We start from the raw sequence: 14160 nt of genomic DNA on the forward strand, positions 1-14160 counted from the left end.
TACGGGGAGTCGCACAGTATGCACCAGGCGGGGGCGGAGGAGGAAAACGCGAGGCCCCATCGCACGCCCTCGGATTCCGCCCGGCGGGTAACCGCGAGCGGTTGTTCGCCCTACGGCAGCCATACCACCAGCGGCGTTATCCCCCTACAAGCGCGCCGCCAGCATGGCCCCCTCGCGAATCGCCCGCTTGGCATCCAGTTCCCCTGCCACCCGCGCCCCGCCGATCAGGTGGAAGCGCAGGCTTTCCGCCGCCTGGCTGATCTGCAACTCGCGCAGCGGCTCCTGGCCGGCGCAGATCACCACGTTGTCCACCTCCAGCCAGCGTTCCTCGCCGTCGACGCGGATCAACAGGCCGCGTTCGTCGATCTTCAGGTACTCCACCCCGCCGAGCATGCGTACGGCGTTGTGCCTGAGGTGCGCGCGGTGTACCCAGCCGCTGGTCTTGCCGAGCTGCGCGCCGGGGGCGCCGGGCTTGCGCTGGAGCAGCCAGACCTGGCGCGCCGGCCGCGTCGGAGCGGGTTCGCGGAGGCCGCCGGGCTGGCTGTTGTCGAGGTCCACGCCCCATTCCGCGAGCCATTCGCCGAGCGCCCGCGGCTGGCCGTCGCTGGGTGCGGCGACGAGGAAGGCGGCGACGTCGAAGCCGATGCCGCCGGCGCCGACGATGGCGACCCGCGCGCCCACCGGCGCGCCGCGCAGCACGTCCACGTAGCTGAGTACGGTCGGTCCGCCGATGCCGTCGATCCTCGGCCGGCGTGGCTGGATGCCGGTGGCCACCACCACGTCGTCGAACTGACCGTCCAGCTCGCCCTGGCGCACCCGGTGGCCGAGGCGCAGGTCGACGCCGAGGCGTTCCAGACGCACGCGGAAGTAGCGCAGGGTTTCGCGGAACTCTTCCTTGCCGGGAATCCGTTTGGCCAGGTTGAACTGCCCGCCGATTTCCCCGCTCGCCTCGAACAGGCTGACCCGATGCCCGCGCTCGGCGGCCACGCAGGCGGCGGAGAGCCCGGCGGGGCCGGCGCCGATCACCGCGATGCGCTTCTGCGTGCGCGCCTTGCGGTAGCGCAATTCGGTCTCGAAGGCCGCCCGCGGGTTGACCAGGCAGGTGGCGCGGCGGTTGGCGAAGGCATGATCGAGGCAGGCCTGGTTGCAGGCGATGCAGGTGTTGATCTCCTCGGCCCGGCCGGCACCGGCCTTGGCCACGAACTGCGGGTCGGCCAGCAGCGGCCGGGCCATCGACACCAGGTCGGCCTTGCCGGCGGCGAGCAGGGATTCGGCGACCTCCGGGGTATTGATCCGGTTGCTGGCGATCACCGGCACCTTCAGCTCGTGGCGCAGCCGTGCGCTGACCTCGGCGAAGGCCGCGCGCGGCACCGAGGTGACGATGGTCGGCACGCGCGACTCGTGCCAGCCGATGCCGGTGTTGAGCAGGGTGATGCCGGCTTCCTCCAGGGCCAGGGCGATGCGCCGCACCTCGTCCCAGGTATTGCCACCCTCGACCAGGTCGAGCAGTGACAGGCGATAGCAGAGAATGAAGCGTTGGCCGACGATCCGCCGGATGCCGCGGACGATCTCCAGCGCCAGGCGCATGCGGTTTTCCAGCGGGCCGCCCCACTGGTCGTCGCGGCGGTTGGTGCGCGGGCAGAGGAACTGGTTGAGCAGGTAGCCTTCGCTGCCCATCACCTCTACGCCGTCGTAGGCGGCGGCCTTGGCCAGCCGCGCGCAACGGACGAAGGCGCGGATGGTCTTGCGGATGCCGCGCTCGGAGAGCTCGCGTGGGGTGAACCAACTGATCGGCGACTTCAACGGCGAGGCGGACACCGCCATCGGGTGGTAGCCATAGCGCCCGGCGTGGAGGATCTGCAGCAGGATCTTGCCGCCCTCGGCATGCACCGCCTGGGTCAGGCGACGATGGGCGGGCACCTCCAGGGCGCTGGTGAGGCTGCTGCCGAAGGGCAGCAGCCAACCTTCGCGGCAGGGCGCGAAGCCGCCGGTGACGATCAGCCCGACGCCGCCCCGGGCGCGCTCGCGGTAGTAGGCGGCGAGCTTGCCGAAGTCCCACAGGCGATCCTCCAGACCGGTATGCATCGAACCCATCACCACGCGGTTGCGCAAACGGGTGAAGCCCAGGTCCAGCGGGGCCAGCAGGTGCGGATAGGGAGCGGCGGCGAGCGGCGGGTAGGGGTTGCGCATGGCGCGGTTCCGGTAGCCAGGGACGCTTCACCATAGGAAGTTGCGCCGCCGCCGAATGCGGCCCGCTTGCCGGAACCGCCAGGCATTTCGGTCAAGCCGGCGGACTGGCTGATCGGATAGGTACTCGCTGCGCTGCGCCGCTGTGGCCCCGGGTGACAGGCGTCGAAAGCTCTCGGACAGCACTTGCGGCGCGGCGGGCGGAATGGGAACGGCGGCGCTGTTACCCGGGGTAATGCCGCGCGCCGGGGGCCTAACTTAAGCACGGCTCGACGCCTTTGGCGGCGCTGTCAGGCTGGGTTCCGGCCCGCTCAGTACGTGCCTTGCCAACTGCCTGTCCAATCCGAACGGAGTCTCGACGATGAACAAGAACAAGACGTTCCTCGCGGCGGCGCTGGTAGCGCTGGCCGCCAGCCTTCCCGTGCACGCTGCGACCGACTACACCCGCACGCGCTATCCCATCGTGCTGTCCCACGGTCTGTTCGGCTTCAAGAGCGTCGGCCCGGTGGACTACTGGCACGCTATCGTGCCGGCCCTGGAGAAGGACGGCGCGAAGGTCTTCGCCACCTCGCAATCGCCGGTGAACAGCAACGAGGTGCGCGGCGAACAGCTACTGGCGCAGGTGGAGGAGATTCTGGCCCTGACCGGCGCGGAGAAAGTCAACCTGATCGGCCACAGCCAGGGCGGCATGACCGTGCGCTACGTCGCCGGGGTGGCGCCGCACGTCGTGGCCTCGGTCACCACCATGGGCACGCCGCACAAGGGCACGCCGGTAGCCGACGCGGTGACCGGCTTCAGCGAGTTCCTCGGGCCGATCGGCACCGAGGTGATCGCCTCGGCGGTGGAGGCGCTGTTCTCGGTGGTCGACATCGTCGATGGCGGCGAGTGGGTCAAGGGCGATGCGCTGGCTGCCCTGAACAGTCTCAACACTCCCGGCACCGCGCAGTTCAACCAGCGCTTCCCGCAGGCGATCCCGGCCAGCGCCTGTGGCCAGGGCGCGGAGACGGTAGCCGGGGTGCGCTACTACTCGATGAGCGGCACCGGCTCCCTGACCAATGCGCTCGACCCGAGCTCCGCCGGCCTGGCGGTGACCGGGCTGCTGTTCGGCGAGGCCAACGACGGCCTGGTCGGCCAATGCTCCAGCCACCTGGGCAGCGTGGTGAAGGACAACTACCGGATGGACCATCTGGACGAGGTCAACCAGTTGCTCGGCCTGGTCAGCCTGTTCGAGAGCGACCCGACCCAGGTCTATCGGCAGCATGCCAATCGCCTCAGGAACGTCGGACTCTGATCCGCTCGCCGGGTCGCCGCAGCCCCAGGCGACCCGGCATTAGTCTTTGGTCTAATGGCACCTGGATATCATCTCCTGTTCGCGCGCCTCGCGGCGTTCGGACCTGTCCCGATTCCGCGCACCTTGCTGGACAAGGCTTGCGCCGCCGTGTAATGACTCCGGTCAAGGCAGAAAAACCCAGCGTTCGTGTAGGGTTCGCTGCCCCGTAGCCATGCCCGGCTGGCGTACCTCGCCAGGCTGGCTATCTTTTAACCAGAGACATCCGGCCATGTCCCGGATGTCCTTTGCCTGATGCAGGAGATGCACGATGGATATGAACCGTCGGCAATTCTTCAAGGTCTGCGGTATAGGCCTTGGAGGATCGAGCCTTGCGGCGCTCGGGATGGCCCCCACGGAGGCCTTCGCCGACCAGGTCCGCCACTTCAAGCTGGCGCACACGGTCGAGACCCGCAACACCTGTACCTACTGTTCGGTCGGTTGCGGCCTGATCATGTACAGCCAGGGCGACGGCGCCAAGAACGTCGCGCAGAACATCATCCATATCGAGGGCGACGCCGACCATCCGGTCAACCGCGGCACCCTCTGCCCGAAAGGCGCCGGCCTGCTGGACTACATCCACAGCCCGAACCGCCTGAAGTATCCGGAAGTGCGCGAGGCCGGCTCCAGCGAGTGGAAGCGCATCGAGTGGGACGAAGCCCTCGAGCGCATCGCCAAGCTGATGAAGGAAGACCGCGACGCCAACTTCGTCGAGAAGAACGAGCAGGGCCAGACCGTCAACCGCTGGTTGACCACCGGCTTCCTCGCCGCGTCCGCCTCGTCCAACGAGGCCGGCTACATCACCCACAAGGTGATGCGTTCCCTCGGCATCCTGGGATTCGACAACCAGGCGCGTGTCTGACACGGCCCGACGGTGGCAAGTCTTGCCCCGACGTTTGGCCGTGGAGCCATGACCAACCACTGGACCGACATCAAGAATGCCGATCTGGTGCTGATCATGGGCGGCAACGCCGCCGAAGCCCACCCGTGCGGATTCAAATGGGTCACCGAAGCCAAGGCGCACAACAAGGCGCGGCTGCTGGTGGTCGATCCGCGTTTCACCCGTTCCGCCTCGGTCGCCGACTACTACGCGCCGATCCGGACCGGCACCGACATCGCCTTCCTCGGCGGCCTGATCAACTACCTGCTGGAAAACGACAAGATCCAGCACGAATACGTGCGCAACTACACCGATGTCTCGTTCATCGTGAAGGAAGGCTTCAGCTTCGAGGACGGCCTGTTCAACGGCTACGACGCCGAGAAGCGAACCTACCCGGACAAGTCCTCCTGGGGCTACGAGATCGGTGAGGACGGCTATGCCAAGGTCGACCCGACCCTGACCCACCCGCGCTGCGTGTTCAACCTGCTCAAGCAGCACTACAGCCGCTACACCCCGGACGTGGTGAGCAACATCTGCGGTACGCCGAAGGACATGATGCTCAAGGTCTGGGCGGAAATCGCCGAGACCTCCAAGCCGGGCAAGGTCATGACCATCATGTACGCCCTGGGCTGGACCCAGCACTCGGTGGGCGCGCAGATGATCCGCACCGGCGCGATGGTCCAGCTGCTGCTGGGCAACATCGGCATGCCCGGCGGCGGCATGAACGCCCTGCGTGGCCACTCCAACATCCAGGGCCTGACCGACCTCGGCCTGCTGTCCAACTCGCTGCCGGGCTACCTGACCCTGGCAATGGACGCCGAGCAGGACTACGACGCCTACATCGCCAAGCGCACGGCCAAGCCGCTGCGCCCGGGACAGCTGTCCTATTGGCAGAACTACGGCAAGTTCCACGTCAGCCTGATGAAGGCCTGGTTCGGCAAGTCGGCGACCAAGGAAAACAACTGGTGCTACGACTGGCTGCCCAAGCTCGACATGCCGGGCGCCGGCTACGACGTGCTGCGCTACTTCGACATGATGTACCAGGGCAAGGTCAACGGTTACTTCTGCCAGGGCTTCAACCCCATCGCCTCGTTCCCCAACAAGGCCAAGGTCGGCGCCGCGCTGGCGCGCCTGAAGTGGATGGTGGTGATGGACCCGCTGGTGACCGAGACCTCGGAGTTCTGGCGCAACGTCGGCGAGTACAACGACGTCGACACCGCCAGCATCAAGACCACGGTGTTCCGCCTGCCCACCTCCTGCTTCGCCGAGGAAGACGGCTCGATCGTCAACAGCGGCCGCTGGTTGCAGTGGCACTGGAAGGGCGCCGAGCCGCCGGGCCAGGCGCGCCCGGACATCGCCATCATGGCCGGGCTGTTCCACCGCCTGCGCGAGATGTACCGCAAGGACGGCGGGGCCTTCCCCGACCCGATCCTCGGCCTCGACTGGTCCTACCTCAAGCCCGACGAACCGGGCCCGGACGAACTGGCCCGGGAGTTCAACGGCAAGGCCCTGAGCGACCTGGTCGACCCGGCCAACGGCATGATCCTGGCCAAGGCCGGCGAGCAGTTGCCGGGCTTCGCCCTGCTGCGCGACGACGGCAGCACGGCGAGCGGCTGCTGGATCTTCGCCGGTTCCTGGACCCAGCAGGGCAACCAGATGGGGCGCCGCGACAACAGCGATCCCTACGGCATGGGCCAGACCCTCGGCTGGGCCTGGGCCTGGCCGGCGAACCGGCGGATTCTCTACAACCGCGCCTCGGCCGACGTCAGCGGCAAGCCGTGGGACCCGGAGAAGAAGCGCCTGGTGTGGTGGAACGGCAAGTCCTGGGGCGGCACCGACGTGCCCGACTACAAGGCCGACGTACCGCCGGAAGCCGGGATGAACCCGTTCATCATGAACCCCGAAGGGGTGGCCCGCCTGTTCGCCGTCGACAAGATGGCCGAAGGCCCGTTCCCCGAGCACTACGAGCCGTTCGAGACGCCGATCGGGGTGAACCCCTTGCACCGAGACAACCGCAAGGCGATCAGCAACCCGGCGGCACGGGTGTTCAAGAACGACATGGAACTGTTCGGCACGGCCGACGAGTTCCCCTACGCGGCGACCACCTACCGGCTCACCGAGCACTTCCACTACTGGACCAAGCACTGCCGGCTGAATGCGATCACCCAGCCCGAGCAGTTCGTCGAGATCGGCGAGGCGCTGGCCAAGGAGCTGGGCATCAATGCCGGCGACAAGGTCAAGGTCTCCTCCAACCGCGGCTACATCAAGGCGGTGGCGGTGGTGACCAAGCGCATCCGCCCGCTGCAGGTGGACGGCAAGACCGTGCACCACGTCGGCATCCCGATCCACTGGGGCTTCGCCGGCATGGCGCGCAACGGCTTCCTGGCCAACACCCTGACCCCCTTCGTGGGCGACGGGAATACCCAGACGCCGGAGTTCAAGTCGTTCCTGGTCAACGTGGAAAAGGCGTGAGGTGAAACATGAGTAGTCAGGACATCCACGCCCGCTCCGCGACCACCACGCCGATGCCCTCGGTGCGGAACCAGCAGGAAGTGGCGAAACTGATCGACGTGTCCAAGTGCATCGGTTGCAAGGCCTGCCAGGTCGCCTGCTCGGAATGGAACGAGCTGCGCGACGAGGTCGGCCACAACCACGGCACCTACGACAACCCCATGGACCTGACGGCCGACTCGTGGACGGTGATGCGTTTCACCGAGCACGAGAACGAGGCCGGCAACCTCGAGTGGCTGATCCGCAAGGATGGCTGCATGCACTGCGCCGAGCCGGGCTGCCTGAAGGCCTGCCCGAGCCCGGGGGCGATCGTGAAGTACGCCAACGGCATCGTCGACTTCAACCAGGACAAGTGCATCGGTTGCGGCTACTGCATCACCGGTTGCCCGTTCGACATCCCCCGGATCTCGCAGAAGGACCACAAGGCCTACAAGTGCAGCCTGTGTTCCGACCGCGTCTCGGTGGGCATGGAGCCGGCCTGCGTGAAGACCTGCCCGACCGGCGCCATCGTCTTCGGCAGCAAGGAGGACATGAAGGAACACGCCGCCGAACGCATCGTCGACCTGAAGAGCCGCGGCTACGAGAACGCCGGCCTGTACGACCCCGAAGGGGTGGGCGGCACCCACGTGATGTACGTGCTGCACCACGCCGACAAGCCGTCGCTCTACGCCGGCCTGGCCGACCAGCCGAGCGTCAGCCCGCTGGTCAGCCTGTGGAAGGGCGTGACCAAGCCGCTGGCGCTGCTGGCCATGGGCGCCACGGTGCTCGCCGGGTTCTTCCACTATGTGCGCGTCGGTCCCAACCGCGCGGACGACGAGGAAGACCACGGGCAAGCCGAGGCACCGGTGCACCAGGTCGATCCGTCGGTACACACCTTTGACCCGCACGAGCGTCGTTGAGCCTGCGCGCGGGCGTTGCCGCCGGTCCTCCGCGACCCGGCGGCAGCGGCGGCGCTCTCGAGGAGTCGGAAATGAAAAATGAAATCCAGCGCTACAACGCCAACGAGCGCAGCAACCACTGGGCCGTGGCGATCCTGTTCTTCATGGCCGGGCTGTCCGGGCTGGCGCTGTTCCACCCGGCGCTGTTCTGGCTGACCAACCTGTTCGGCGGCGGTCCCTGGACGCGTATCCTGCACCCCTTCCTGGGGCTGGCGATGTTCGTCTTCTTCCTCGGCCTGGTGGTGCGCTTCGCCCACCACAACCGGGTGCAGAAGAGCGATATCCAGTGGCTCAAGCAGTGGCGCGACGTGGTCAGCAACCGCGAGGAGAACCTCCCGGAAGTCGGCCGCTACAACGCCGGGCAGAAGCTGCTGTTCTGGGTGCTGCTGCTGAGCATGCTGACCCTGCTGGTCACCGGCATCGTGATCTGGCGCCAGTACTTCAGCGCCTGGTTCGGCATCGAGGCGATCCGCCTGTCGGCGCTCCTGCACGCCTTCGCCGCCTTCGTCCTGATCGCCAGCATCATCGTGCACATCTACGCCGGCATCTGGGTCAAGGGCTCGATGGGCGCGATGCTCTACGGCAAGGTCAGCCGCGCCTGGGCGCGCAAGCACCACAACGGCTGGCTGAAGGAAGTCGGCAAGGGCGAGGAGCACTGACGCGTATAGTGTCGCCATCGCCCGACCGGAGGCCCCAGCGATGGGGCCTTTGCATTCATTCCGCGCCCCTCCGGGCGCCCGATCGTTGCGGCGCGGCCCACCGGCCCGCCGGCGCAGACCCGAGGAGTTCCCGTGTCACGCACCATTCTTCAGCCGGGGCAGATAGAAGCCGCCGCCAACATTCCCCCGCACCTGCACCAGCCGTCGCGCGACCTGTTCGCCCGCCGCGGCGAGCGCTTGCTGCAACTGGCCGAGGGGCACCCGATGGGCGACTACCTGCGCCTGGTCGCCGGTCTCTGCCGGCTCCAGCAGGCGCTGCTGGACAACCCGCCGGCGCTGGCCCCGCTCGACCCCGAGCGCCTGCGCAAGAGCCGCGAGCACGGCATGCCGCCGCTCGCCTACGACCTGCTGGTGCGCGAAGGCGCCTGGCTGCCCTGGCTGGATGCCCTGCTCGCGGGCTACCCGGCGCCGGCCAACGCCGCCGTCGGCGCGGCACTCGAACAATTGCGCGAAGCCGACGACGGCCAGCGCAAGGCCTGGGCCATCGCCTTGCTCAGCGGTCAGTTCGACCTCCTGCCGGCGGCCCTGGTGCCGTTCCTCGGCGCCGCCCTGCAGGTAGCCTGGAGCCATTGGCTGCTGGGGCTGGAGGAGGGCGCGGTGGTCGAGACCGAGAGCCGGACCCTGTGCCCCGCCTGCGGCTCGCCGCCGATGGCCGGGATGATCCGCCAGGGCGGCAAGGAAACCGGTCTGCGCTACCTGAGCTGCTCGCTGTGCGCCTGCGAATGGCACTACGTGCGAATCAAGTGCAGCCACTGCGAGGAAAGCAAGCACCTGGCCTACCTGTCCCTGGAGCATGACGGGCAGCCGGCGGAAAAGGCCGTGCTGCGCGCCGAGACCTGCCCCAGTTGCCAGGGCTACCTGAAACAGTTCTACCTGGAGTTCGACCGTCACGCCGATGCCCTTGCCGACGACCTGGCCAGCCTGGCGCTGGACATGCGCCTGGCCGAGGACGGCTACCTGCGGCGTTCGCCGAACCTGTTGCTGGCCCCCGGCGGCGAATAGCCGAAGACGCTGCGGGCCTGCGCCGACGCGTCTATGATGGGCGTGTCGGTGACCCTACCCTGTGGATAAGGTTTCTCCATGAGTTCCGTTCGCTTGCCTTCGGTCGACCGCCTGCTGCGCAGCGCGGCGGCCGCTCCCCTGCACCAGCGCTACGGCCGCGAGGCGTTGCTGGCGACCCTCCGCGACCTGCTCGACGAACTGCGCGAGCCGGCCCGACGCGGTGCCCTAGCCGAGATCGAACTGAGCGAGGCGGTGCTCGCCGGGCGCGCCGGCGAACGTCTCGCCGCGCAGCATGCCAGCCGCGTTCGGCGGGTGTTCAACCTGACCGGCACGGTGTTGCATACCAACCTCGGCCGCGCCCTGTTGCCGGACGAAGCCATCGAGGCGATCACCCTGGCCGCGCGCTACCCGCTGAACCTGGAGTTCGACCTGGCCAGCGGCAAGCGCGGCGACCGCGACGACCTGATCGCCGGGCTGATCCGCGAACTCACCGGCGCCGAGGCGGTCACCGTGGTCAACAACAACGCGGCGGCGGTGCTGCTGGCGCTGAACAGCCTGGGGGCGCGCAAGGAAGGGATCATCTCGCGCGGGGAGCTGATCGAGATCGGCGGCGCCTTCCGCATTCCCGACATCATGGCCCGCGCCGGCGTGCGCTTGCACGAGGTGGGCACCACCAACCGTACCCACGCCAAGGACTACGAAGCCGCCATCGGCCCGCGCAGCGGCCTGCTGATGCGCGTGCACACCAGCAATTACAGCGTCCAGGGCTTCACCGCCAGCGTGCCCACCGCGCAACTGGCGGCCATCGCCCATGGCCACGGCCTGCCGCTGCTGGAAGACCTCGGCAGCGGCACCCTGGTGGACCTGACCCGCTGGGGCCTGCCCAAGGAACCGACGGTGCAGGAAGCCCTGGCCGACGGCGCCGACATCGTTACCTTCAGCGGCGACAAATTGCTCGGCGGGCCCCAGGCCGGGCTGATCCTCGGCAACCGCGAACTGATCGGGCGGATCAAGAAGAACCCGCTCAAGCGCGCCCTGCGCGTCGACAAGCTGACCCTCGCCGCCCTCGAGGCGGTGCTCGGCCTGTACCGCGATCCGGACCGCCTCGCCGAACGCCTGACCACCCTGCGCCTGCTCAGCCGCCCGGCGGCGGAGATCCGCGCCCAGGCCGAGCGCCTGGCGCCGGCGCTGGGCGAGGCGCTCGGCGAGGGCTGGGAGGTCGCCGTGGTCGACGCCCTGGGCATGATCGGCAGCGGCGCGCAGCCGGTGGCGCGGCTGGCCAGCGCCGCGCTGTGCCTGCGTCCGCGGCAGCCCAGGCGCCTGCGCGGACGCGCCCTGCGCAACCTCGAGGAAGCCCTGCGCGGGTTGCCGCTGCCGGTGATCGGCCGGCTCGACGACGACGCCCTCTGGCTCGACCTGCGCCAGCTCGACGACGAGCCGGCGTTCCGTGCCCAGTTGCCGCGACTGCGGAGCGAGCTGTCGTGATCGTCGGCACCGCCGGGCACATCGACCACGGCAAGACCTCGCTGCTGCGCGCCCTCACCGGCATCGAGGGCGACCGCCGCCCGGCCGAGCGCCAGCGGGGGATCACCATCGACCTGGGCTATCTCTACGCCGACCTTGGCGACGGCAGCCCCACCGGCTTCATCGACGTGCCCGGCCACGAGCGCTTCGTCCACAACATGCTGGCCGGCGCCAGCGGCATCGATTGCGTGCTGCTGGTGGTGGCCGCCGACGACGGCCTGATGCCGCAGACCCGCGAGCACCTGGCGATCGTCGAACTGCTCGGCATCCGCCGGGCGCTGGTGGCGCTGACCAAGATCGACCGGGTCGAGCCGCAGCGGGTGCAGCAGGTGCGGACCCAGGTCGAACACCTGCTGGCCTCCGGCCCGCTGGCGCGCTCGCCGATCTTCCCGCTCTCCAGCAGCACCGGAGAGGGCGTCGCGGCGCTGCGCGAAGCACTCGGCGGGCTCGCCGGCGAAGTCCGCGAGCGTAGCCGCGAGGGATACTTCCGCCTGGCGGTGGACCGGGCCTTCAGCGTCGCCGGCAGTGGCATCGTGGTCACCGGCACGGCCTTCTCCGGACAGGTCGCGGTGGGCGACGAACTGCTCCTCGGCAACGCCGGACGGCCGGTGCGGGTGCGCGGCCTACACGCGCAGAACCGGCCCGCGCAACAGGCCTGGGCCGGCCAGCGCGTGGCCTTGAACATCGCCGGCGAGCGCCTCGCGCTGGAACAGATCCAGCGCGGCGACTGGCTGCTGCAGGCAGCGCTGCACGCGCCGACCACGCGGGTCGACATCGACTTCCGCCTGTTGCCCGACGAACTCCGCGACTTCACCCACTGGACCCCGGTGCACCTGCACCTGGGCACCCAGGACGTCACCGGACGCCTGGCCCTGCTCGAAGGCGAACAACTGGAGCCTGGCCACCGCGCCTTCGCCCAACTGGTGCTGAACGCGCCGATCCAGGCCCTGCACGGCGACCGCCTGGTGCTGCGCGACCAGTCGGCGCAGCGGACCCTTGGCGGCGGGCGGGTGCTCGACGGCGCCGCGCCGGCGCGCAACCGGCGAACGCCGGCACGCCTGGCACAGCTCCAGGCGCTGCGCCAGGAAAGCCTGGAGGAAGCGCTGCCGACCTTGCTCGGCGCGGCCGAGAACGGCCTCGACCCGCAACGCCTGGTGCAATCCTTCAACCGCCCGCGCGAGCACTGGCGGCTGCCGGAAGAGGTGGTCGAGGTGCAGACCCGCCTCGGCCCCCGGTTGTTCGCCGGGGAGCGCTGGTTCGCCCTGGTCGAGCAACTGCTCGCCGGCCTGCGGCGCTTCCACGAAGAGCTACCGGACGAACTCGGTCCCGACCGCGACCGCCTGCGTCGCTACGCCCTGCCGCAGCTGGAGCGGCCGGTGTTCATCGCCCTGCTCGAGGCCGCCCTGGCCGGCGGCGACGTGCACAGCAGCGGGCCCTGGCTGCACCTGCCCGGCCACGAAGTGCGCCTGAGCGATAGCGAGGAGCAATTGCGCGCGCGCCTCTGGCCGTTGCTCGAAGCCGGCCGCTACGACCCGCCCTGGGTCCGCGACCTGGCCCGCGAGCTGCGCCAGGATGAAGCCGTCATGCGCAACCTGCTGCGCAAGCTGGCACGCCTGGGCCAGTTGCAGCAGGTGGTGCGCGACCTGTTCTACCCGGAAGCCACCCTGCGTCAATTGGCCGAGATCGCCGTGCAGGTCCGCGATCCCGCCGGGCTGATCCGCCCGGCGGAATTCCGCGACCGCCTGGGCATCGGCCGCAAGCGCAGCATCCAGATCCTCGAGCACTTCGACCGCATCGGCCTGACCCGCCGCATCGGCAACGACCGCCGCCTGCGCGAGGGCTCGGCGCTGGCCGAACAGCTTCTCGGCGTGTCCACGGCCTGATGCCGAGGGGGCGCCGTCGCGCACCCCAGGCTCACCGCTGACCGCGCCTTCAACGGCAGCCTGGAAACGCCTGTGAAGCGCTTCCGGGTGGACTACGCTCTGCTCGCCGGGTCCCGCGGGCGGTTTTCCATGACATCCGGCATTTCTTCTTCGGACCTCGGCCTGATAAGCTCGCACCTCGAAGAAAATATCTTGCAAATCAAAGAGGAAGGCAATCACGCCCGGTGGCGTGGCCGGACTTCAAATCCGGTGGGGGACGGCAGCCGTTCCTGGGTGGGTTCGACTCCCACTGCCTTCCGCCAATTCTCCGCTCGCTTTCGGCGGCCATCGCGTCTCACAGGATCAAGCGTCTATCTCGGTCCATTCCAGCAGAAGCAGCGTCTCCCCCGTCCCCGTCGTCTCCCTGACCAGCGCTCCCCGCTCATTCCAAAACGCACTCCTGCCCGCCGCCTTCCAGCCACCCGTCGGCCCGCCATGGTTGGCCAGCAGCACGCCCATTCCGTGCTCGCGGGCATAACCGGCGAGCAGGGCCGAGTCGGCCGGGTAGCCGTTTTCTCCTATCAGCGCGCTGGCGATGTAGAGGCGAGCGCCGGCACGGGCGGCGTGGGCCGGGTGGCTGGGCTGGCTGAAGTCGGCGCAGACTGCCAACGCCACCGGCAGGCCGTCGATCTCCAGCAGGGGGCCGCCGTCGCCGGCTGAGAAGTGACGTTCCTCGCCCGCGTGCAGATGCTGCTTGGCATAGACGCCGAGGCTGCCGTCGGCGCCGAGGATCAGGGCGGCGATCAGTGGCTTGGCATGCTTCGGCGAGCGCAGCGGCAGGCCGACCACCGTGGTCATCCGTGCCTGCTCGGCGAGCTGGCGCAGCGGTTGCAGCAGGGGCGTATCCGCCGGCTGGGCGAGGGCGGCGGCAACGGTGGGCTCGTAGCCGGTGAGCGACAGTTCGGGAAACACCAGCAGGCGCACGCCCCGTGCCTGGGCGATACGCATCAGGCGCAGGTGGTCGTCGAGGTTGCGTGGCAGGTCGGCGGGGTGGGCGCAGCTCTGGGCGGCGGCGATCAGCGTCATGGGGCTGCCTCGGGTATGGATGGCACGAATTCGCCAGTAGAGCCGAAGGCAGCATTTCCGGGAAGAGGCGATTAGCGGCTGCGCTACGTTTGGCTGGGGAGGGCGCTTTCGTCGCCGCGAAGCC

General features: G+C 68.9%; 9 protein-coding genes and 1 tRNA gene. 8 read left to right on the plus strand and 2 right to left on the minus strand.

Annotated features, from left to right (window positions below; genetic code table 11):
* Nucleotides 1-144: 144 nt before the first annotated feature.
* Complete coding sequence (locus HMPREF2886_RS15245) at nt 145-2190, minus strand: NADPH-dependent 2,4-dienoyl-CoA reductase (RefSeq protein WP_016253941.1); 2046 nt, start codon at nt 2188-2190, stop codon at nt 145-147.
* Nucleotides 2191-2548: 358 nt separating this feature from the next.
* Here HMPREF2886_RS15245 and lipC point away from each other — a divergent pair, with 358 nt between their 5' ends.
* From lipC to HMPREF2886_RS15290, 8 genes are all read left to right on the plus strand, one after another.
* Nucleotides 2549-3478 carry a lipase LipC gene (gene lipC, locus HMPREF2886_RS15250; protein ID WP_039027878.1) on the plus strand — a complete coding sequence of 310 codons (930 nt, stop codon included), beginning with the start codon at nt 2549-2551 and terminating at the stop codon, nt 3476-3478.
* Between the two features lie 307 nt (nt 3479-3785).
* The gene (gene fdnG, locus HMPREF2886_RS15260) at nt 3786-6866 is read left to right on the plus strand and encodes a formate dehydrogenase-N subunit alpha (RefSeq protein ID WP_010895684.1); all 3081 of its coding nucleotides are present in this window, start codon (nt 3786-3788) and stop codon (nt 6864-6866) included.
* An 8-nt stretch (nt 6867-6874) separates the two neighbouring features.
* The gene (fdxH, locus tag HMPREF2886_RS15265; RefSeq protein WP_033967988.1) at nt 6875-7804 is read left to right on the plus strand and encodes a formate dehydrogenase subunit beta; all 930 of its coding nucleotides are present in this window, start codon (nt 6875-6877) and stop codon (nt 7802-7804) included.
* A gap of 71 nt (nt 7805-7875) precedes the next feature.
* Nucleotides 7876-8502 carry a formate dehydrogenase subunit gamma gene (locus tag HMPREF2886_RS15270; protein ID WP_003095316.1) on the plus strand — a complete coding sequence of 209 codons (627 nt, stop codon included), beginning with the start codon at nt 7876-7878 and terminating at the stop codon, nt 8500-8502.
* A 132-nt stretch (nt 8503-8634) separates the two neighbouring features.
* Nucleotides 8635-9564, plus strand: coding sequence for a formate dehydrogenase accessory protein FdhE (fdhE, locus tag HMPREF2886_RS15275; protein ID WP_058173442.1), 930 nt, complete (start codon nt 8635-8637; stop codon nt 9562-9564).
* A 78-nt stretch (nt 9565-9642) separates the two neighbouring features.
* Complete coding sequence (gene selA / locus HMPREF2886_RS15280) at nt 9643-11049, plus strand: L-seryl-tRNA(Sec) selenium transferase (protein WP_070747753.1); 1407 nt, start codon at nt 9643-9645, stop codon at nt 11047-11049.
* Entirely contained in the window at nt 11046-12971 is a 1926-nt protein-coding gene (selB, locus tag HMPREF2886_RS15285; RefSeq protein ID WP_070747756.1) for a selenocysteine-specific translation elongation factor, read from the plus strand. The genes selA and selB overlap by 4 nt, the downstream gene beginning before the upstream one ends.
* Nucleotides 12972-13177: 206 nt before the next feature.
* Nucleotides 13178-13273: transfer RNA gene (locus tag HMPREF2886_RS15290), tRNA-Sec, on the plus strand.
* 40 nt (nt 13274-13313) lie between these two features.
* Here HMPREF2886_RS15290 and HMPREF2886_RS15295 read toward each other — a convergent pair.
* Nucleotides 13314-14036: a carbon-nitrogen hydrolase family protein gene (locus HMPREF2886_RS15295; RefSeq protein ID WP_070747759.1), complete on the minus strand. Its 723-nt coding sequence runs from the start codon at nt 14034-14036 to the stop codon at nt 13314-13316.
* Between the last annotated feature and the right edge of the window lie 124 nt (nt 14037-14160).

Source organism: Pseudomonas sp. HMSC066A08 (genome assembly GCF_001813025.1).
GTDB lineage: Bacteria > Pseudomonadota > Gammaproteobacteria > Pseudomonadales > Pseudomonadaceae > Pseudomonas > Pseudomonas aeruginosa.